Annotated in this window: 15 protein-coding genes; 7 read left to right on the top strand and 8 right to left on the bottom strand. The window is 69.3% G+C overall.

Annotated elements, in window-relative coordinates; all coding sequences use genetic code 11:
- Positions 1 to 18: 18 nt before the first annotated feature.
- The 4 genes from D573_RS0106655 (at position 19) to D573_RS0106640 (ending at position 7094) form a co-directional block, all read left to right on the top strand.
- Complete coding sequence (locus D573_RS0106655; protein ID WP_018938021.1) at positions 19 to 2379, top strand: FtsX-like permease family protein; 2361 nt, start codon at positions 19 to 21, stop codon at positions 2377 to 2379.
- Between the two features lie 469 nt (positions 2380 to 2848).
- Positions 2849 to 4042 carry an efflux RND transporter periplasmic adaptor subunit gene (locus D573_RS0106650; protein WP_026287930.1) on the top strand — a complete coding sequence of 398 codons (1194 nt, stop codon included), beginning with the start codon at positions 2849 to 2851 and terminating at the stop codon, positions 4040 to 4042.
- 7 nt (positions 4043 to 4049) lie between these two features.
- Positions 4050 to 6557 carry an ATP-dependent helicase HrpB gene (gene hrpB, locus D573_RS0106645; RefSeq protein WP_018938019.1) on the top strand — a complete coding sequence of 836 codons (2508 nt, stop codon included), beginning with the start codon at positions 4050 to 4052 and terminating at the stop codon, positions 6555 to 6557.
- Positions 6558 to 6872: 315 nt separating this feature from the next.
- A complete protein-coding gene (locus tag D573_RS0106640; RefSeq protein ID WP_018938018.1) occupies positions 6873 to 7094 on the top strand; it encodes a hypothetical protein in 222 nt (73 codons plus the stop codon).
- A 22-nt stretch (positions 7095 to 7116) separates the two neighbouring features.
- Here D573_RS0106640 and D573_RS0106635 read toward each other — a convergent pair whose 3' ends face one another.
- The 5 genes from D573_RS0106635 to glgA all read right to left on the bottom strand — a co-directional run bounded on the left by D573_RS0106635 (position 7117) and on the right by glgA (position 14958).
- The gene (locus D573_RS0106635; protein WP_018938017.1) at positions 7117 to 8514 is read right to left on the bottom strand and encodes a sigma-54 dependent transcriptional regulator; all 1398 of its coding nucleotides are present in this window, start codon (positions 8512 to 8514) and stop codon (positions 7117 to 7119) included.
- Positions 8511 to 10148 (bottom strand): PAS domain-containing sensor histidine kinase, encoded by a 1638-nt coding sequence (locus D573_RS0106630; RefSeq protein ID WP_018938016.1) that lies wholly within the window; start codon positions 10146 to 10148, stop codon positions 8511 to 8513. The genes D573_RS0106635 and D573_RS0106630 overlap by 4 nt, the downstream gene beginning before the upstream one ends.
- A 9-nt stretch (positions 10149 to 10157) precedes the next feature.
- Positions 10158 to 10430: a PP0621 family protein gene (locus D573_RS0106625; protein WP_018168003.1), complete on the bottom strand. Its 273-nt coding sequence runs from the start codon at positions 10428 to 10430 to the stop codon at positions 10158 to 10160.
- Between the two features lie 114 nt (positions 10431 to 10544).
- Positions 10545 to 13388, bottom strand: coding sequence for a phosphoenolpyruvate carboxylase (gene ppc / locus D573_RS0106620; protein WP_018938015.1), 2844 nt, complete (start codon positions 13386 to 13388; stop codon positions 10545 to 10547).
- An 82-nt stretch (positions 13389 to 13470) separates the two neighbouring features.
- The gene (gene glgA / locus D573_RS0106615) at positions 13471 to 14958 is read right to left on the bottom strand and encodes a glycogen synthase GlgA (RefSeq protein WP_018938014.1); all 1488 of its coding nucleotides are present in this window, start codon (positions 14956 to 14958) and stop codon (positions 13471 to 13473) included.
- 130 nt (positions 14959 to 15088) lie between these two features.
- Here glgA and pgi point away from each other — a divergent pair, with 130 nt between their 5' ends.
- The gene (gene pgi, locus D573_RS0106610) at positions 15089 to 16732 is read left to right on the top strand and encodes a glucose-6-phosphate isomerase (protein ID WP_018938013.1); all 1644 of its coding nucleotides are present in this window, start codon (positions 15089 to 15091) and stop codon (positions 16730 to 16732) included.
- Positions 16733 to 16754: 22 nt separating this feature from the next.
- Here the strand turns inward: pgi and D573_RS0106605 are convergent, their stop codons facing one another.
- Positions 16755 to 17603 (bottom strand): bifunctional nuclease domain-containing protein, encoded by an 849-nt coding sequence (locus tag D573_RS0106605; RefSeq protein ID WP_018938012.1) that lies wholly within the window; start codon positions 17601 to 17603, stop codon positions 16755 to 16757.
- A 95-nt stretch (positions 17604 to 17698) separates the two neighbouring features.
- Here D573_RS0106605 and D573_RS0106600 point away from each other — a divergent pair, with 95 nt between their 5' ends.
- Positions 17699 to 18298, top strand: coding sequence for a DUF938 domain-containing protein (locus D573_RS0106600; protein WP_018938011.1), 600 nt, complete (start codon positions 17699 to 17701; stop codon positions 18296 to 18298).
- Positions 18299 to 18424: 126 nt separating this feature from the next.
- Here D573_RS0106600 and D573_RS0106595 read toward each other — a convergent pair whose 3' ends face one another.
- Positions 18425 to 18850 carry a DUF3617 family protein gene (locus tag D573_RS0106595; protein ID WP_018938010.1) on the bottom strand — a complete coding sequence of 142 codons (426 nt, stop codon included), beginning with the start codon at positions 18848 to 18850 and terminating at the stop codon, positions 18425 to 18427.
- Positions 18851 to 18973: 123 nt separating this feature from the next.
- Between D573_RS0106595 and D573_RS0106590 the strand changes: the two genes are divergently transcribed.
- Positions 18974 to 19930 (top strand): matrixin family metalloprotease, encoded by a 957-nt coding sequence (locus tag D573_RS0106590; RefSeq protein ID WP_018938009.1) that lies wholly within the window; start codon positions 18974 to 18976, stop codon positions 19928 to 19930.
- A gap of 39 nt (positions 19931 to 19969) precedes the next feature.
- Here D573_RS0106590 and D573_RS0106585 read toward each other — a convergent pair whose 3' ends face one another.
- A complete protein-coding gene (locus D573_RS0106585) occupies positions 19970 to 21241 on the bottom strand; it encodes an OmpP1/FadL family transporter (RefSeq protein WP_018938008.1) in 1272 nt (423 codons plus the stop codon).
- Positions 21242 to 21315 lie beyond the last annotated feature (74 nt).

Raw genomic sequence — 21315 nt, 5'->3', positions numbered from 1 at the left:
CGGCGCCGGTCCCGTCTCGTGCGCGCCCTGAACCGCAAGATCCTGCGCGATCTCGGCCACCTGAAGGGCCAGGCGGCGGCCATCGCGCTGGTGATCGCCAGCGGGGTGATGACGCTGGTGATCGCGGTGACCAGCCTCGACGCCCTGACCATCACCAAGGAGCGCTTCTACTCCGAATATCAGTTCGCCGACGTGTTCGCGGAGATCACGCGCGCGCCGGAGAGCGCGGTGGAGCGCTTCCGCGATGCGCCGGGCATCAACCAGATCGAGACCCGGGTGCAGGCCCCGGTGCGCCTGGAGGTCGCCGGCTTCGACGACCCGATCCGGGGCACCATGCTCTCCCTGCCGGACGGGGGCGAGCCGCTGCTGAACCGGCTCTACCTGCGCGAGGGCCGGCTGCCCGAGCCGGGCCGCGAGCGCGAGGTGGTGCTCAGCGAGGCCTTCGCCGAGGCGCACGGACTGGGCAGCGGGGATGCCCTGCGCGCGATCATCGACGGGCGCCTGACCGACCTGCAGATCAGCGGCATCGCGCTGTCGCCGGAGTTCGTCTACCAGATCAGCCCCACCGACCTGCTGCCGGATTACGAGCGCTACGGCATCCTGTGGATGAACCGCCGCGCGCTGGCGGCCGCCTACGGGATGGAAGGGGCGTTCAATTCCGTCGCCGTGAGTTTGCAAGCGGGCGCCGACCCGGAGCCCGTGATCGAGGCCATGGACCGCGCGCTGGCCCGCTACGGCGGCCTGGGCGCCTACGGGCGCGAGGACCAGTTCTCGCACCGCTTCCTGTCCGAGGAACTGACCCAGCTGCGCGCCCAGGCGGCGATCCTGCCGACCATCTTCCTGGCGGTGGCGGCGTTTCTGCTGAACGTCGTGGTCGGACGCATCATCCGCTCGCAGCGCGAGCCGATCGCGGTGCTCAAGGCCTTTGGTTACGGCAATGGTGCGATTGCCGCGCACTACGCTCTGCTGACCGGCGGCATCGTGCTGGTGGGCTGTGGGCTGGGGCTCGCGTTCGGGGCCTGGGCCGCGCAGGGCCTGGCCGGCATCTACGCCGAGTACTTCCGTTTCCCGGAGATGAGCTTTCGCCTGCAGCCCTGGGTGATGGTGCTGGCGGTGGCTGTGGCGATGGGCGCGGCCATGCTCGGCACCTTCCGCGCGGTGTGGCAGGCGGTGCGCATGGCCCCGGCCGAGGCCATGCGCCCACCGGCACCGGAACTCTTTCACCGCGGCTGGATGGAGCGCACGGCGGCGTGGCGCGGGCTGGACCAACCGACCCGCATCATCCTGCGCAACCTCGCGCGCCACCGGCTCAAGTCCGTGCTGTCGGTGATCGGCATCGGTCTGTCCGGTGGACTGCTGCTGATGGGTGCCTACCAGCTGAACGCGGTGGATCAGATGCTGGATACCCAGTACGGGCAGGTGCTGCAGATGGACATCGATCTGCAGTTCACCGATCCGGTGCCGGCGCGCGTGGCCGGGGAGCTGCGCCACGAGCCGGGCGTGCTGGCGGTGGAGACCTTCCGCGCGGTGCCGGTGCGCCTGGTCGGGGTGAACCGCGAGGAGCGCGTACGCCTGCTGGGTCTGGACGCGGAACCGCGTCTGCGCCAGTTGCCGATGGCGGGCGGTCGCGGCCGCCTGCCGGACGAAGGCATGCTGCTGACCGACTACCTGGCGGAGCAGCTGGGGCTGCGCGTCGGCGATCCGGTGGAGCTGGAGATCCTGGAGGGACGCCGGCGCACGGTCTCGGTGCCGCTGGCCGGGGTGGTAGAGGAGCCGATCGGCGTTGGCGCCTACATGTACCGCCCGGCGCTGAATCGCCTGATCGGCGAGGGGCCGGCCGTCTCCGGGGCCTGGCTGCTGACCGACCGCGCGCAGGAGGGCGCCCTGTTCGCGCGGTTGTCGGATCGTCCGCGCGTGGCCAGTGTCGGTCTGATCGCGGAGGCGGAGCGCAACATCCGCGAATACATCGGCGAGACCATTATCGTGTTCGCCCTGGTGTTCGTGGCGCTGGCGGTGTCCATCGCCTTCGCCGTGACCTACAACAACGCGCGCATCACCTATGCCGAACGCGCCCGCGACCTGGCCACGCTGGAGGTGCTCGGCTACTCGCGCGGCCAGGTCAGCTGGATCCTGCTGGGCGAGATCGCCGTGCTGACGCTGGCGGCGATCCCGGTCGCCTGGCTCACCGGCACCGGTTTCGCCTGGCTGCTGAACCAGGCCTTCGCGATGGACCTGTTGCGCGTGCCGTTCGTGATCACGCCCCAGGCCTACGGCTTCGCCGCGCTCGGCATCCTGGTCGCGGCCAGCCTGACCGCGTTCCTCGCCTGGCGCCGCCTGCAGAGCCTCGACCGCGTACAGGCCCTGAAGGCCGCGGAATGACATTCCGGAGGACCGCCCAACATTCGAGCAGGCCGGCCGTCATTGCGAGGAGCCGAAGGCGACGCGGCAATCTCCATCCGGAACCACCACAGCCGGATCTTGAACGCATTCCCAGCTTTCGGAGATTACTCGCTGCGCTCGCCTTTCAGGTCGGCCTGCGGCCGTTCAACGCGCTGCGCGCTTTTGTGCTTCGTCGCTGCGCTCCTCGCAATGACGGGTACGGATTTGGGTGGGTGCGGCGCGGGGCAGCGACGTAGGATGTGACGAGCGGAGCGAATCGCATCATCTGGAAGCCACGGGAATCCACCGATGCAGAAAGGTGGCGAAACCGTGGATACCGGCCATTCGCGCGGCTTCCCGGCGCCGTCTTGATGCGATTCGCTTCGCTCGTCGCATCCTACGTGTGGGGGGGCGTGTTGCTCGGGGGTGGCCCTGGGCGCGTCGAGGCGGGATTTGCGAGACTGATGGCATGTTGATGAAAAAGCGGATCACGATCGGGCTGGTGGTGTTGGCGGGGGTGGCCGCACTGGTGTGGGCGCTGCGGCCGCAGCCGGTGCCGGTGTCGCTCAGCGAGGTGCACAAGGGCTCCTTCGAGGAGACCGTGCGCGAGGAGGGGCGTACCCGGTTGCGCGACACCTACACGGTGTCGGCGCCGATTGCCGGCTATCTGCATCGGGTGGCGCTGGAGGAGGGCGACGCGGTGGCGCTGGGCGATACGTTGTTCCGCCTGGAGCCGTTGCCGACGCCGGCGCTGGATGCGCGCTCGCGCGAGCAGGCGCGCGAGAACCTGGCTGCTGCGCGTTCGCGGCTGCAAAGCGCGGAGGCGAACCTGGAGAACCTGCGGGCCGAGGCGCGTTTCGCCGAGTCCGAGTATCGCCGGCATCAGGAGTTGTTCGACCGCGGGGCGGTGTCCGCGACCGAGATGGAGCGCATGGAGACGATGCGCGACCGGGCGCGTTCCGCCGTGCGCGCGGGCGAATCCGCCGTGGAGGTCGCCCGCAGCGAGATCGAGAGTGCCCGGGTGGTGCTGGATATCGCCAGCGGCCAGATGCCGGAATCCGAGGCGGATACCCTGTCCGTGCGCTCGCCCGCCGAGGGCGTGGTGCTGGAGCGCTACCGCTGCTGCGAGGGCACCATCGGCGCCGGCGAGCCGGTACTGGTCGTCGGCGATCTGGACGACCTGGAGGTGCAGGTGGACCTGCTGTCGATGGATGCGGTGCGCGTGGTACCGGGAATGCGCGTGCGCCTGACCGACTGGGGTCGTGATGCGAAGCTGGACGCCACGGTGCGTCGGGTGCAGCCCTTCGGCTTCACCAAGATCTCCGCGCTGGGCGTGGATGAACAGCGTGTGCCGGTGATCCTCGATCTGGATGCGGTGGAGGCGCGCCTGGCCGGGCTGGCCGTTGGCTATCGCGTGGAGGCCGAGTTCCTGCTGTGGGAGGGTGACGACGTGCTGCAGGTGCCGACCAGTGCGTTGTTCCGCGACCGTGGCGACTGGTCGGTGTTCGTGGTCGAGGACGGCCGTGCTGAACCGCGCCGGGTAGAGGTGGGTCGCCGTTCCGGATTCACCACCCAGATCCTGGAGGGGCTGGAGGGGGGCGAGCGCGTAGTCACCCGCCCGGGCGACCGCGTGCAGGCCGGTACCCGCGTCGTCGAAAACTGACCTGCCGATGGTCGAAACCCCGAATGCCTCGCCCGAGGCGCTGGATGACCTGCTGAGTCCGCTGGATGCCGCGCTCGCCACGTGCGGTGCGGCCGTGCTGGTCGCCGAGCCGGGGGCGGGCAAGACCACGCGGGTGCCGCTGCACCTGGCGGATTCCGTATCCGGGGGGCGGGTCATCGTGCTTCAGCCACGCCGCCTGGCCGCGCGCATGGCGGCCACGTTCATGGCCGCGCAGCGCGGCGAGCCGGTCGGGCAGACGGTGGGTTACCGCGTGCGCGACGAACAGAAGGTCTCGGCGCAGACCCGCGTCGAGCTGGTCACCGATGGCCTGTTCCTGCGCCGCATCCAGGCCGACCCGCTGCTGGAGGATGTCGGCGCGGTCGTGTTCGACGAATTCCACCTGCGCCGGCCCGAGGCCGAACTGGCGCTGGCCTTCGCGCTGCAGGTGCGCCGGTTACTGCGCCCGGAGCTGCGGATCGTGGTGATGTCCGCCACCCTCGACGACGAGGCCGTGGCGCGACTGCTTGCGGGGCCGGAGGCGGACCCCGTGCCCGTATTGCGGGCTCGCGGACGACAGTTCCCCGTGGAGGTGCGCTACGCGCCGCCGAAGAAGGACGCCCCGCTGGCCGACGCCGTGGCGCAGGCGGTGCGTGAGGCACTGGAGGCCGAGCCAGGTTCCGCCCTGGTTTTTCTGCCCGGCGAGCGCGAGATCCGCGAGGTCGCTGCGCGCCTGGGGGAGACCCTGGAGACGCCGGTCGGCCCCGCGCGGGTGGCACCGTTGTTCGGGCGGCTGTCGGCGGAGGAGCAGAACCGCGCGGTGCGCCCGGCCCCGCAGGGCGAGCGCAAGGTGGTGCTGGCCACCGACATTGCCGAGACCAGCCTGACCATCGAGGGTGTGCGCGTGGTGGTCGACGCGGGGCTGTCGCGCGAGCCGCGCTTTGATGCCGCGACCGGGCTGTCGCGACTGGTGACGGTCGCCGCCTCGAAGGCTGCGGCGGAACAGCGCGCCGGCCGTGCCGGGCGCATCGAACCCGGCGTCGCGATCCGGCTGTGGGCGCGCGCCGAGGAGGTGCAGCGCCCGGACTACGCGACACCCGGACTGCAACAGGTCGATCTGCTGCCGCTGGCCCTGGAGTTGGCGGGCTGGGGCGAGGCGGTGGCCGAGCTCGACTGGCTGGAGCCGCCGCCGGCGCACGGCATGGCCGCCGCGCAGGCGATCCTCGCGGAGCTGGGCGCGGTGGACGCCGAAGGGCGGATCACCGCTCACGGCCGCGCCCTGCTGCGGTTGCCGACGCAACCGCGCCTGGCGCACATGCTGCTGCGGGCGCGCGAGCGGGGACTTACGCGCCTGGCCTGCGAGCTGGCGGTGGTGGTCGAGGAGCCGGGGATGGCCGGGCCGGGTGCAGCGCTGGAACTGGGGGAGCGCCTGGTGCAGGCACGGCGTGCGGGTGGCCGTGCCTGGAAGTCCGGGCTGCGGCGGCTTGAGCAGGCCCTGGCGCGGCTGGACGACAGCGCCGGCGCAGCAGAATCCGTACTGGACGAGGGTGTGGCGCTGGGGGTGCTGGCCGCGCTGGCCTGGCCCGAACGCATCGCGCGGCCACGCGGCGGGCAGGCCGGGCGCTTCGTGATGGGCAATGGCCGCGGGGCGTTGCTGCCGGAGCGCGAGCGCCTGGCGCATGCCGAGTACCTGGTGGCAGTGGACTGCACCGACGCCGAACGCGAGGCACGTATCCGCTGCGCGGTGGCGCTGGACCTCGCCGCGCTGGAGCGCGAGGCCCCGGAACTTTTCCACCGCGAGACGCGTTGCGATTGGGTGGACGACGGGGCGCGGCTGGAGAACGCGCGCATCCGCCGCATTGGCACGTTGGTGGTCGAGCGGCAGATGGTCGCGCTGGACGACCCCGCGTCCACGATCCCGCGCTGGTGCGAACGGATGCGCCGCGAAGGGCTGGCGCTGCTGCCGTGGGATGACGCGGCGACCCAGCTGCGCGCACGCATCCAGCTGCTGCATCAGGCGATGCCGGAGGCGGGCTTTCCCGACATGGATGACGCCGCGTTACTGGCCGGTCTCGAGGACTGGCTGGGGCCGTACCTGGCCGGGATGACGCGGCTGCGCGATCTGGACCGGCTGGACCTGGTGGCGATCCTGCGCGCGCGGCTGGACTGGGGGCATCAGCAGCAACTGGAGCGCGAGGCGCCGGCCCGTATCGCGGTGCCCTCCGGTTCCGCCCACCGGGTGGACTACACGCAGGATCCGCCGGTGCTGGCGGTGAAGCTGCAGGAGCTCTTCGGCCTGGCGGAAACGCCCGCTGTGGCCGGAGGCCGTGTGGCGCTGGTGCTGCACCTGCTGTCGCCGGCGCGGCGCCCGGTGCAGGTCACCCAGGATCTGAAGAGTTTCTGGGAGAACGGCTACCCGGAGGTGCGGCGCGAGCTGAAGGGGCGTTACCCGAAACACCCGTGGCCGGAGGATCCGTGGAATGCGCCGGCCACGCGGCATGCGAAGCGGCGTGGGTAGGCGGATCAAGTTTGGCGGGGGCTTCGCCTGCAAGCAGGCTCCCACAGGGGTCAGGGCAATACGGGACGCCGGGCGTTCTTCCCTCTGTCGTCATCCCGGAAACCGCGGAGCGGTTATCCGGGATCTCGGGCGTCGGGGTGGCCATGGCCGCGGAGATCCCGGCTCTTCGCCGCGCTGTGGCCGGGATGACGCCGGGGTGATGGGCGCCAGGCAGCACTTGTGGCGCCGGGTGGTGGGGACGATGCGGCGGCGGACGTTCTCCGGTAGTGTCGCGTTCAGCTCTGTTGTGAGTCCCGTGCGAGGAAGCGAACCCCGATGCTGAAGTTTCTGACCGTGATCCTGATCCTGCTGTTCGTCTGGTGGCGGGTGTCGCGCTGGATGGATGTACGCCGCCGCCGTGCGCGGGGGGAGGATGTGTCCTATCAGGTGGACGTCAAGGGGTTTCGCCCGATCACGGTGCTCAGTGTCATCTTCCTGCTACTGTACGGCGGCTACGTGATCTGGTTTGCCCTGACCGAATGGGTGGATCTGCTGTAGCTTCGGGCCGACCGGAGGCCGGTTACTCGATCCCGAGTTTCTTCAGGCGGTAGCGCAACTGGCGAAAGCTGAGGCCGAGCAGGCGTGCGGCGGCCGTGCGGTTGCCGCCAGTCTGTTGCAGGGCGGTGGCAATGGCCTGGCGTTCCTGCGCGGCGAGCTGGTCGTCCAGCGCCCGGTCCTTCTCGTCCCGGGTGGTGGCCGCGGGGCTGTCGGAGCCGGCGTCGGTGGCGGGTTCGGTGCCGAGACCGTTGGCCGGGAGGTCGACGTTGTCGGCGTGGATCAGGGGTCCCTCGCACAGCGTGGCGGCGCGTTCCAGGACGTTCTCCAGTTCGCGGACGTTGCCGGGGAAGCTGTGTCCCTCCAGGGCCGCGAGGGCATCGGGCGCCAGCTCCAGGTCGCCGGTTTGCCACTGCTCGCTGATGCGTCTCAGGATGCGCGTGGCCAGGCGCGCGATATCGCCGCGGCGGCTGCGCAGCGGCGGCACCTTCAGTTCGATCACGTTCAGGCGGTAGTAGAGGTCCTGGCGGAAGCGACCCTCGCGCACGGCCTTCTCCAGGTCGTGGTGAGTGGCGCTGAGGATGCGCACGTCCACCGGGATCTCGCGGGTGCCGCCGACCGGCTTGATGGCGCGTTCCTGGATGGCGCGCAGCAGCTTAACCTGCATCGGCAGCGGCAGGTCGGCGACCTCGTCGAGGAACAGCGTGCCGCCATCGGCGGACTGGAACAGACCGGTGTGGTCCTGGGTGGCGCCGGTGAAGGCGCCCTTGCGGTGCCCGAAGAATTCGCTTTCCATCAGCTCGCCGGGGATGGCGCCGCAGTTGACCGGCACGAACGCTCGCTCGGCGCGCGGGCCGAGGCGATGGATCTCGCGGGCGACCAGCTCTTTGCCGGAACCGGACTCGCCGGAGATGAACACCGGTGCCTGGCTGCGCGCCAGTTTGTGAATGGTGGCGCGCAGCCGCTGCATGGGTTCGGACTGGCCCAGCAGGGGGCTGTCGTCGGGGGTGGCCGGGGCCGCGTCGTCATCGGACGCGTCCCGGCCCGGGCTTCCAGTCTCCAGGCGCAGGGCCGCGTCGATCAGTTCGCGCAGCTGCTTGAGATCGACCGGTTTGCTGACGAAGTCGAAGGCCCCCAGCTTCAGGGCCTGCACCGCCGTATCCACGCTGCCGTGGGCCGTGATCACGGCCACCGGGAGTTCCGGACGCTCACACTGGATATGGCGGACGAGATCCAGCCCGTCGCCGTCGGGCAGACGCATGTCGGTCAGGCACAGGTCGAAGTCACGCTCGGCGATCAGGGCCCGCGCCGGCTCCAGCCGGGTCGCCGTGGTGGCCTCCAGCCCCATGCGGGCCAGGGTGATCTCGAGCAGTTCGCAGATATCGGGCTCGTCGTCCACGACCAGCACGTGGCGGATACTCATGCGCCTTGTTCCTTTGGCGAATTGGCTTCCAGGGGAGCGAACAGGATCCGGAAACAGCCGCCGGTGGGTGTCCGGACGTACTCCAGCGAGGCCCCGTTGTTTTCGCACAGCATGCGCGAGATGTACAGGCCGAGACCGGTGCCCCCCGTGCGCCCGGAGACGAACGGCTCGAACAGGTCCTTTTCCTGCTCGGTGGAGATCCCGGGTCCGGCGTCGATCACGTCCAGGCTGACGACACGTGCGACCTGGCCGGCACCGCCGCGCAGCACGATGGGCGGACTGTCCGGCGTGTCGTGGCCGCCGTGGATGCGTGCGTTGGTGCACAGGTTCCACAGGATCTGGTTGAGCTGGGAGCGGTCGAACTGGATCTCGGAATCTCCCGGTTCCACCCGGGCGTGCAGGGTCTCCCGGGGGAGTTGCAGCGCGCCGCAGAACTCCTCGGCGAAGCGGTCCAGGGACTCCTGCAGGTTCAGCCTCTCGCGCTCGCCGGTCTCGCGGCGCGACAGGCTGAGGACATTGGAGATCAGTTCGTTCACCCGCTTGCTCTGGTTGTTGATGATGTCGAGCAGGCGCTGGTCGTGGGGCTTGAGATCCGGCGATTCGCCCAGCAGCTGGGCACTGTGGCTGATGGCGCCCAGTGGATTACGGATCTCGTGGGCAATGCTGGCGGTCAGGCGGCCGAGGGCCTGCAGCTTGCCGGCCTGGGCCTGACGCTGGAGTTCGGCGGCGTCCTCCAGGATCAGCAGACTGCCCTGGTCGCCGCGGTCACCCAGCGGGGCCAGACGGATCCGCAGGGCCGGCTGGTCGCGGTCGCCCGGCAGCTGCTGGCTGGTCGTGGGCATGCCGTTGCGCTGCCAGTCGCGGATCACGCGTGCCACCGAGGGCGACAGGGACGACAGGTGGCGTCCCGGCCGCGGGGGGAGCAGACGGCGCGCGGCCTCGTTGATGGAGCGGATGTACCCGTCCGGGTCGACCGCGATGACACCGGCGCTCATGCGCGCGATGATCTGCGCGTTCAGTTCGGCCAGGTTGGCCAGGTCCGCCTCCTGGCGTTCCACCTGGGCGCGGGTCTCGCCGGCCCGGCGGGCGAACTGGCGGGCCAGCAGGCCGGCCGCAAACAGGGTGGCGCCCAGCAGCCCCGCCTGGGTGATGGCGGTATCGGCGGGGTGCAGGAATAGTGCGCTCACGCCCTCGGCCAGCAACAGGGCCAGGGTGGCGATCGCGGCCAGGGTCAGGGCGAAGCGTGCGCTGGAGAGCAGCACGGCCGCCACCAGGGCCGGGACCAGCAGCAGGCCAATGCCGGTGCCAACCCCTCCGGAGACGATCAGCAACGCGATCAGGCCGATACCGTCGCCGGCGCCGCCGATCAACGCGATACGGGTGAGGCTGGTGGTGTCCGGATTGTGGGTGCAGCGCCAGGCGAAGGCGGCGGCGACGAGCGCAAAGGCGAGATAGGCGGTGGCGATGACCGCGTAGAACTGGGGGGTGACGAGATGCAGCCCCAGCGGGGTATCCGGGAACAGCCCGAGCAGTAGCAGGACCGCCGCGACAAAGACCCGGTAGAGCGCGAAAAGCCAGGCGGAACGCCGGGTGTCGGCGTCGATCGGCGTGTTCCCCCCGGACTGGTTATCCATGGACGAGGGTCAGTCGTCTTCGGTGCGGGAGTCGGCGTCCGAGCGGTTGCGGTCGACCTCGGCGTGCTGCGGTGAGCAGTAGAGGCGGTCGCCGTCGCGGTAGGCCTCGGCCTCCGGCACGTGCACGCCGCAGAAGGCGCAGCGGATCACCGCGCCGCCCTCTTTCAGGCGTTCGGGCCGTTCATCCTGGCGGACCTGCTTGCGGTTGCTGGTGGAGCGCACGAGGGTGCGCACCGCAAGGAACACGGCGACGATGGCGACGATCAGTAGCAGCAGGCGCATGGCGTGATTCTAGGGAGACGCTGATGAATTTGCACGTCCGCGTAGACGCCCCGTTGTACCGGCAGGATGACGATCGCGGACCCCCGTCGTGGGAGGCCCGCGAGCCCGTTGGCTTTAGCCGGTGTTGCGCATGCCTGCGGCGATCGCGTTGATCGAGCGCAGCAGGGGCGACAGCCACGGGTTTTCGTCGGTGTCGTCGTCGGCCTCGGCGTCGAACTGGCGAGACTCGCGCAGCAGGTGAATCTGGATGCTGTTGAGCGGGTCCAGGTACGGGTTGCGCCGTTGCAGCGAACGCGCCAGCAGGGGCGTTTCGTCCATCAGTCGGTCCAGTTGTGCCACGCGCAGCACCTCGGTGACGGTGCGGCTGTGTTCCTCGCGCACCAGGACGTAGATACGCTCGGCCAGTTCCGGGTCGCTGCACAGGCGGGCGTACTCCGCGGCGGTGCGCATGTCGGCCTTGGTCAGGGCCATCTGGCAGTTGGACAGCAACGAGCGGAAGAACGGCCACTCCTGGTACATGCGCTGCAACTGGGCCAGGCGTTCGGGGTCGTCGCCGCGCCACTGTGCCAGCGCGGTGCCGATGCCGTACCAGGCGGGCAGGGTGTGGCGCGCCTGGGCCCAGCCGAAGACCCAGGGGATCGCGCGGATCGAGCTCTTGGAGCGGTCGGTCTTGCGCCGGTGCGATGGCCGCGAGCCGATATTCAGGAAGCCGATCTCCTGTACCGGGGTGATCTCGTAGAAGTAATCGAGCACGCGTTCGGTGCGGTCGATAAGTTCGCGGTAGGCATCCTCGCCAGCCTGCGCGAGCTCGTGCATGGTGGCGCGGTAGTCGTCGCGGTCCTTGCGCGGCGGCCGGATCAGGCTGCGCGAGGCCAGCATGACGCCGGTCGCACCCATGCCCAGTTCGTACACCGCGGTCTCCACGTTGGAGTACTTGTACGACAGGACCTCGCCCTGTTCGGTGAACTTGATCCGGCCCTGCACCGTGGCCGGGGGCTGGGCGAGGATGGACTCGTGGGTCGGGCCGCCGCCGCGCCCGACGGTGCCGCCGCGGCCGTGGAACAGCTGGCAGCGCACACCGAAGCGATCGGTAATGCCGACGATCTTCTTTTGTGCCTCGTAGAGGTTCCAGCTGGAGGCGAGGATGCCGCCGTCCTTGCAGGAATCGGAGTAGCCGAGCATGACGTCCTGGATGTTCCCGGAGGCGGCCAGCAGTCGTGCATACACCGGGTTGGACAGCAGGCCCTCGAGGACGTCCTCGACATGCAGCAGGTCCTCGATGGTCTCGAACAGCGGCGAGATGCGCAGATGGCAGAACGGGTTGCCTTCTTCGTCGTTGCCCGCGAGACCTGCCAGACGGCCCAGCAGCAGGACCTCCAGCACATGCGAGGCGGCGTGGGTCATGGAGATCACGTAGGTGCCGATGCCGTCCGGACCGACCTCGCGGCGCATGCTCTGGATCACCTCGAACACGCGCAGGGTCTCGCGGGTGCTCTCGCCCAGGGCCTTGCGGTCCACCTCGGGCAGGTTCTCCAAGGCGATCAGTTCGCTCAGCGCCTGCTGGCGGCCGGTCTCGTCCAGCGCGGCGTAGTCGGTGTCCGGTGCCAACTGGCGCAGCAGTTCCGCGATCGCGTCGGAGTGGACGGTGGACTCCTGGCGCACGTCCAGGTGGTGAAGGTGAAAGCCGAAGGTCTCGACCAGGCGGATCAGGTCGGTCAGCGCGCCGCTGGCGATGTTGCGATCACCATGGCTGACCAGCGAGTCGCGGATCAGCTTGAGATCGTTCAGGAAGGCCTGGGCGTCGGCATAGGCGCTGTTGGTCGGCAGCACGGCGGCCTCGCCGCGGACCCGGCGCACCACGGTGTCCAGGGTCTCGCGCAGACGGTAGCGCATGATGTAGAGCTTGCGCCGGTAGGGCTCGCTCTCGAAGCGGTCGGAGGCGCCCTGGAACACCGCGTTGGCGATATTGGAGTCGGCGTCCAGGCTGTCGAGGAATGCCTGCGACGGCTGGCACATGAAGGACGAGTGAGTCAGCACGTTGCGCAGGTGGTTGACCCGCTTGAGGTACTCGCGCAGGACCTGTTCCATTGCCAGGCGGCAGGACAGCTCGGTGACCTCGGGAGTCACGTTCGGGTTGCCGTCGCGGTCGCCGCCGATCCAGGAGCCAAAGTGCAGGAAGGCCGGGATGCGTACCGGCAGGCTGCCGTCCGGGTTGACGCCGTAGATCCGGCGGATGGCCTTCTCGAGGAAGCGGTAGGACTGCGGGATGGCCTCGAACAGGCTCTCCTCGAAATAGAACAGGCCGTACTTGATCTCGTCCTGAACCTGCGGCTTTTTCACCCGCACCTCGTTGGTGCGCCAGAGGATCTGGATCTGGGTCTCCAGTTCCTCGGTGATCAGGCGGCGTTCCTCCTCGCCCAGCCCCGGCTGGTTCAGCCGGTCGGCGGTCTCGAACACGCGGCGCTGGTTCTCCATCGTGGTCCGGCGGCGGGCCTCGGTGGGGTGGGCGGTGAACACCGGCTGGTAGTGCAGCTCGTTGAGCAGGCGTTCCAGCTCCTCGGCGGTGACGCCTTCGCCATGCAGCTCGCGCAGGGTCTGGTCGAAGGAGCCGGTCCATAGCGGCTCGCCGCTGGAGACCTGGGCTCGGCGCCAGCGGTAGAACAGGTCTTCCTCGGCGATGTTGACCAGGCTGAAGTAGATGCTGAAGGCCCGGATCACGCGCTCGGTCAGCGAGGCGTCGAAGTGCGTGATGTCGGCCATCAGCTGGCGGCGCAGGTCCGGATCCTCGTCCTTGCGCAGGCTGACGAAGCCGCGGCGCAGCTTCTCCACCGCGTCGAACACGGCCTGGCCTTCCAGGTCGTGAATCACGTTGCCCAGGAGTTCCCCGAACAGGCGCACGCGGGCGCGCAGTTCCTTGTCCTTGGGGAGGAATCGGTCGTGTTGATCGCTTCGAGTCATATCGGGCCTGTGCGCGCAGGACGACGATCGCCGCTGCCTGGGCTTGCCGGTTGGGGTTCGGGAGGTCGCGAAAAGGACGCGATTATAGCGCAGATGCCGCCTTCGCACGCCGGCTGCGGCGCGGAAGCTGTTCGCGGTACAGGGCGAGATAGGCATCGGCGCTGGCGGTCCAGCCGAAGTCGCGTGCCATGCCGTTGTGCATCAGCTGTTCCCAGTGGCCGTCGCCGCGGGCGGTATACAGCGCCAGGGCGCGCTCCAGGGCGGCGCCGAGGGCGGCGACGCTGTCCGGGGTGAAGCTGAAACCGGTGGCGGTGCCCGCCTCCAGGTTCTCCGGCGTGGCATCCACCACGGTGTCGGCCAGACCGCCGGTGGCGTGGACCACCGGCGGGGTGCCGTAGCGCAGGCTGTAGAGCTGGTTGAGCCCGCAGGGCTCGAAGCGCGACGGCATCAGGAACAGGTCGGATCCGGCCTCGATCTGGTGGGCCAGTGGTTCGTCGTAGCCGATGTGCACGCCGACCTGGCCGGGGTAAGCGCGGGCGAGGGCGCCGGTGGCGTGTTCCAGGTCCTTCTGGCCGGAGCCGACCAGCGCCAGCTGGATGCGCCCGGCCTCCAGCAGTGGCATGCAGGCCGCATGCAGCAGATCGACACCCTTTTGGTCGACCATGCGGCCGACATGGCCCAGCAGCGGGATGTCCGGGTTGGCCTCCAGGCCCATGCGGGTCTGCAGAGCAGCCTTGTTGGCGGCCTTGCCCGCGAGGTCCTCGGCGCTGTAGCGCGCGGCGATGTGGCGGTCGCGCGCCGGATCCCAGTCGCTGTAGTCGACCCCGTTGAGGATGCCGTGCAGGTCGGCGCTGCGGGCGCGCAATACGCCGTCCAGCCCCATGCCGTGGACCGGTTCCTGGATCTCGCGGGCGTAGGTGGGCGAGACGGTGGTGATCGCGTCGGCGAAGATCAGGGCCGCCTTCATGAACGAAAGCTGGTCGTGAAACTCGAGGGCCTCCGGGTGCCACAGGTCCGCGGGCAGGTTCAGATCCTGCACGGTGCTCGCCGGGAACAGGCCCTGGTAGGCCAGATTGTGGATGGTGAACACCGTCCGCGGGCGTTCGACGCCGGTGCGCTCCGGGTCCAGCAGCAGAGGCACGAGACCGGTCTGCCAGTCGTTCAGGTGAATCAGTTCCGGCGCCCAGTCCAGCCCGGCCTCGTCCCGCGCCAGCGCCACGATGGCGCGGGCGAAACCGGCAAAGCGCTGGGCGTTGTCCGGCCAGTCCATGCCGTTGCTGGCGCTGTAGGGGTTGCCGGCGCGCTGGAAGTATTCTGGCCAGTCGATCAGGTAGACCGGGAGCCGGGTCCCGGGCAGCCGGCCCTCGATGATCTGCCAGGGGGCGCCGTCCGGACCCGGGCGCGGGGTGGCATCCACCAGGTTGCGACAGGCCTCGGGGTAGCCGGGTAGCACCAGGCGGGCATCCTGGCGCCGCCGGCGCAGGGCGGCGGGCAGGCTGGCGCTGACATCGGCGAGTCCCCCGGTCTTGACCAGACCGTAGGCCTCGCTGCTGGCGAACAGGATGCGCATGCAAAAAATCCCCAAGTGCGGAACCGGCGGCGCCGGATGACTTTCTGTTAATTGTAACGCAGGGGCCGGGGCGGCACTCTGGGCTTGGGACAATCGAGGAAACAGGATGACGGCAGGAGTGGTTGCGGTGATGGAGAGTGCCTTGCGGGTCGAGGCCCGACGGTTGGCGGACGAGCCCCTGCGCGAGCTGTTCGCGCGCGATCCGGATCGCGTGCAACGCGACGTGCAGGAGATCGCCGGGTTGCGCCTGGACTGGACGCGCCAGCGCCTGGACGGTGCGGCCTGGGATGCCCTGTACGAGCGCGCTGCGGCCTGTGAGGTATCGGAGGCGCTGCGCGCGTTGTTTGCCGGCGAGCGGGTCAATACCACCGAGGGGCGGGCGGCCCTGCACACGGCCCTGCGCCTGCCGCGCGAAGCCCACTGTGAAGTGGATGGCGCGGACGTGGTTCCGCAGGTGCATGCGCAGCTCGACCGGGTCGAGACGTTCGTGCGGCGGATCCACGACGGGGTCCATCGTGGCTACAGCGGGCGTCCGATCCGTCGCGTGGTGAACATCGGCATTGGCGGCTCCGACCTCGGGCCATGCATGGTCTGCCGGGCACTTGCGCCGCATGCACAGGCGACGGCCGACGGCGTGCCGCTGACCGTGCAGTTTGTCTCCAACGTGGATGGCGCGGCGCTCTCCGCCGTGCTGCGCGAGGCCGATCCGGAAACCACGCTGTTCATCGTCGCATCGAAGACCTTCGGCACCCAGGAGACCCTGACCAACGCCCGTGCGGCCCGCGCCTGGCTGCTGCGGCATGCGCCGGACGACACGGCCGTCGCGCGCCACTTCGTGGCGGTCTCCACCGCACGCGACCGGGTAACGGAGTTCGGCATCGACCCGGACAACATGTTCGGCTTCTGGGACTGGGTCGGCGGGCGCTATTCCGTGTGGTCCACCATCGGGTTGCCGGTGGCGCTGCTCCTCGGCATGGACGGCTTCCGTGCGTTTCTCGGCGGGGCCCATGCCATGGACGAGCACGTGCTCCAGACGCCGGTCTCCAGCAATGCCGCAGTGCGCATGGCGTTGGTGGATTTGTGGAACCAGAACCTGCTGGGGGCGCAGTCGCGCGCGGTACTGCCCTACGACGAACGCCTGTCGCTGCTGCCGCCGTACCTGCAGCAGGCGGAGATGGAGAGCCTGGGCAAGCGCGTGGGGCTGGACGGGCAGGTCGTGACGGACGCAACCGGCGCGGTGGTCTGGGGTGCGGTGGGCACCGATGGTCAGCACGCCTTCTTCCAGTTGCTCCACCAGGGCACGCGCTTCATCCCGGCCGAGTTCATCGGCGTGGCCCGCCCCGAGCACGACCTGCCGGCGCAGCACCCGTTGCTGTTGGCCAACCTGGTGGCGCAGGCCGAGGCGCTGGCGATGGGCAAGGACGAGGCCGCGGTGCGCGCCGAGATGGCGGCGGCCGGGCAGTCGCCGGAGGCGATTGATGCGCTGGCGCCGCACCGGACCTTCCCCGGCAATCGGCCGAGCACGCTGATTCTGCTGGAACGCCTGGATCCGGCCACGCTGGGCGCGTTGATCGCGCTGTTCGAGCACAAGATCTACGTGCTGGCCACGCTGTGGGGGATCAACGCCTTCGATCAGTGGGGGGTGGAGCTGGGCAAGCAGCTGGCCGGTCAGGTACTTGAGGACCTGGCGCCCGGCGCGACCGCCGGCGAGCACGATCTTGCAACCACCGCCACGCTCGACTGGCTGCGCCCGCGGCTTCCGCCGCGGGACTGACCCGCGTCCGTTCCGGCTCTGCTCAGACGGTCAGGGCGTCGTCGGACTCCTCGATCTCGGGGACGTCCGTGGGCAGCGTGATACTGCGGGTCTCGCCATCCAGCCAGTAGCGGATTTCGGCGGGCTCGCCCTCCGGTGTGGCGGAGATCGCCTCGAGGAAGTCCATCGGGGTGGTGGGCGTGCGCCCGTTCACTTTCAGAATCAGGGCGCCGTGGGTCAGGCCCGCGGCGGCGGCGCGGCCCGCGGCACGGCTGACCAGCACGCCGGATTCGTCCGGCAGTTGCAGGGCTTCGCGCAGGTCGTTGCGGGCCTCCACAACGGTGATGCCGAGGGCGGTGACGACCTCGTCCTCGCCCGGCGGGGTGTAGTCGAAGGCGACATCGGCCTCCAGGATTTCCGGCGCGACATGGATGGCGGCCCCGCTGCGTACCGCCAGGGCGAGCCCGTCGCTGGGGCGGGTGTCGATCAACCGGGGTTCGGCCTCGCCGGCGATCCGTACCTCCAGCCAGCCGAGATAGGTACCGTTCTCCAGGCCGTCAATGATCACCCGTTCCAGGCGCGCATCCATCTGCTCCAGCAGGTCGATCATCAGGTCGTGGGTCTGCGGGCGCGACAGTGTTATGTCGTGCATGGCCAGCAGGATCGCGCGGGCCTGGTCGGTCCCGATCACGATGGGGACCACCTCGCCGGACGCCGGGTGTCGCAACAGCGCGATGGGCGTGCCGGAGCCGGCATCCACCCCGACGGTGGCCAGTTCAACCGGCAGCAGGCGCTCCGGGTCGGTCGCCATGTCGCGGGCCAGCGCCTCGCCGCCGATGACCAGCAACAGGACGAGCAGGGCGGGCAGGAACAACCGGAAGCGGGGTGTCATCAGGGCAGCCTGGAAATAGGGTGTATCCCGATCATGGCAGTGCGGTTGCGGGGCGTCCAGAATACCGCCTTGTCCCCCGTGAACGGATCGCTGCGATGACCTCCGACAAGCCCTATGCCCCGGCCGCGGATCAAAACCGCGCGCCGATCCTGGCCCAGCTGCGCGAGCAGTTCCTTGCGCATGGACGGGTGCTGGAGATCGGCGCCGGCACCGGGCAGCACGCGGCGCATTTCGCCGCGGCTTTGCCGCATCTCGACTGGTATCCCAGTGACGTGGCAGAGAACCTGCCGGGCGTGGAGGCCTGGCGACGCGACGCGGCCCTGCCCAATCTGCGGCCCCCGCTGAAACTGGACGTGCTACGGGATGCCTGGCCGAAGGGGCCGTTCGAGTATGTCTACAGCGCGAATACCGTGCATATCATGCACTGGCCGGCGGTGGAGGCGCTGTTTGCCGGCGTGGCCCGGGTGCTGGCGCCGGGTGGGCTGTTCGCGCTGTACGGCCCGTTTGCCCACGACGGTTCGCATACCGCCGAGTCCAACGCCCGGTTCGACCAGATGCTGCGGGCGCAAGATCCGGGCATGGGCGTGCGCGACCGCGCCGACCTGGATGCCCTCGCCACGGCCGCCGGCCTCGAGCCCGCGGCGGTCATCGACCTGCCGGCCAACAATCAGATCCTCCTCTGGCGCAGGGCTTGACGACCACGAAGGCACGAAGAAAAGTCCGGGGGCTGAAGCGACGCAAGTCGCGCCCCGTACTTGTGCCTCGTTCCAGATCGTTCTTCTTTTCCGGCCCTCTGTGACTTCCGTGGTGAATACGGGGGGTCAGCAGTCGCCGATGCGCTGGCCGCGCATTTCCATGCGCACGTTCATCGGGCCCATGGGGGTGTCCATCTCGCTGGTCATTTCGCCCTCGGCGCGGTCACCCATGAAGCGCATGCTGCCGTCCATCTGCATGCGTCCGCCCTGCGGGCCGGGGCAGCTCATGGTGTAGTCCATGCGGTCGGCGCTCATGTCGACGTGGTCCAGGGTGCAGCCTTCCGGCGCCTCGATGATGTTCTCGCCGCGGTCGATGTCTTCCTGGGTGACGCACTCGGTGCTGGTCTCGGTCTGGTCCGGCATGCCGCCCATGCCTTCCATGATCATGGTGGTCTGGTTTTCCCAGAGACCGGGCTGGATGTTCGGGGTCTCGGCCTGGACGACGAGCGGCAGGGCAACGAGCGGCAGGGCGGCAAGAAGGGTGCGCAGCATGGCAGTCTCCTGAATCGGGGGTATCGAATGGGTTCAATGGTGCCTGGCGCGTCATGACGGGGCAAACGCGGGTGGCGGCGCCCGTTGGCTGGTACCTTGGGTGTGTGCGAAGGAGGAACTGTAATGGCAATACCGTTATGGCTGGTCGGCGGTGTTGGGGCGCTCGCGCTGGGCGGTGTCCTGTGGCAGGAGGGGCACTTGTCGGGCGGCTCCGCGGGGCATGCGCACTTGGCCGCGCCGCGCTGCGAGGTGCCCATCACCCTGCATCTGGAGGCCGTGGACCGGCGCTTCCGGTTGGAGCGTGACGCGGTGCAGGCGGCCCTGGATGCGGCCGTGAGCATGTGGGACGGGCCGACGCCGGAAACACTTTTCCGTCAGCGCGAGGGGGAGGGCATGCCGGTGCGGCTGGTGTTCGACGAGCGGCAGGCGGGTGCCGAGAGTCGCGACCGGGCGCGCGCGGAGCTGGACCGGCTCAAGCGGGGGATCGCCGAGCGCGAGGAGCGTCTGGATCACCGGCACTCGGCGCTCGCAGCGGATGCCGCGGGCTACCAGGGGCGCCTGGAGGACCTTCAGGCGCGCCAGCGCGAGTACGAAGAGGCGGTGGCCGCCTGGAATGCCGGACGCATGGCGCACAGCGCGGGGAACCGCGAGCGGCTGGAACGGCAGCGCCGGACGCTGGATGCGGCGCGGGACGACCTGGAGCAGGGCCGCCGCACGCTGGAGCGTCGGCGCGACGAGCTCAACCGCGAGATCCGCGACCTCGAGGGCGAGATCGATGGGTTCAACGAACGGGTCGCGGAACTGAACCGCGAGATCGGCGCGACCGGTGCCTTCGACATGGCGGTCTACGAGCAGCAGGGCGCGCGGCGCTCCATCACCGTGTTCAAGGCCAGTGACGCGGACGAGCTGCGCCTGACGCTGGCGCACGAGCTGGGGCACGCCCTGGGGATCGAGCACGTGGACGACCCGGCGGCGGTGATGCACGCGATCCTGGGCGAGGCCAACGCCGGACGGCGCGACCTGAGCGACGCCGACCGACGCGCCCTGGCGGCGGCCTGCGGAGTGGAGCTGGAGTGGTGATGAACGGGGCGGGGCGCATGCCCAGCCCCGGATTCGGCGCTAGAAGTGGTAGCGCATGGCGGCCGACAGGACGTGCACGTGACCCTTGGTCGTCCCCTGCATTCTCACGCCGTTACGCGTGATGTCCAGCTCCTCGCTGGCGATGTGGATGTAGCTGTAGCCCAGGTCGAAGGTGAAGCGCTCGCTGCTGGCGTAGCTGGCACCGAAGGAGAACCAGGTACGGTCGCCATCCGGGGTGCGCGTGCTGCGCCCGTCGGTCTGCGTCGGGGTCTGGTCGTACTGGATGCCGCCACGCAGGGTCCAGCGCGAGTTCATCGCGTATTCGGCCCCCACCGCCAGGGCGTAGCTGTTGCGGTAGTTCTGTTCCAGCACCTGCTCGTTGCCCTGGGGCAACTGGATCCGGATCTCGTCGAAGTTCGACCAGTTGAACCAAGTGTACTGGGCCAGGCCGGTCCAGCGGTCATTGAAGCGATGACGAATGCCAATCGAGGCGATATCGGGCAGCTTCAGGTCGGCCTGGCCACCTTGAACGATGGTGTCGCCTACTTGGGCGCGTAGGGGGTCGTTTGTCGATAGCGTTGCGGTGGCTGTGCCCTGGAGGGTATGCGTGACGCCTTCACGGTAATGGATGCCCAGGCGGGTCGCATCGCTCAGGTCGAACAGCATCCCGATGTTGAAGCCGACATCCCAGTTGTCGCCCTCGAGTTCGAATGTCCCGTCGGTGTCCGGATTGAGACCGGCCGGGTCTGGTGTCGCGCTGCGCAGGGTGGCATCGGCGTACTGCAGGTCGAGGCCGCCGCCGATGGAGATCCGGTCGGTCAGCTCGAACGCGATGCTCGGTTGCAGATTGAGCACGCGCAGGTCGGATTCCAGTGAGTCGTAGCGGGCGAAGAAGTCGTCGTTGTACTCATTCTTCAGGCCGAACGGGGCGCTGAGGCCGAAGCCCAGCCAGACTCGGTCGGAGTACTGCTGTGCCCAGTACAGGTTGGGCACCGGGGTCGGATCGTAGGGGTTGCTGCTGTCGCGCCCGGGGATCTGGGTGCTGCGCTGATTGACCTCGGAGTTGGGCATCAGCAGATGCACACCGGCCTGGAGTTCGTTGCCCTTCAGGCGGGTCATGCCGGCCGGGTTGAAGTAGATGGTGGAGGCATTTGAGGCGACGGCGACATCCCCCGCATGGGCCCGGCCGAGGCCGGACGCGCCCTGCGTCTGGATGTAGAAGCCGGCGGCCATCAGGGTTGCGGGGGCGGCAAACAGGGCGGAGCTAACGGCGATCGAGAGCGCCAGGCGGCGAGACGGTGTCAGAGTCATGCGGTCTCCCCTCGTTTTTTGTTCCAAGGGGGGCCGCAGCGATGCCGCGTCCGGTGTCGGTCGCAGGCTCCCCC

Source organism: Thioalkalivibrio sp. AKL9, assembly GCF_000377825.1.
Classification (GTDB): Bacteria; Pseudomonadota; Gammaproteobacteria; order Ectothiorhodospirales; family Ectothiorhodospiraceae; genus Thioalkalivibrio; species Thioalkalivibrio versutus.
This window is presented reverse-complemented; position numbering and strand designations above follow the sequence as displayed.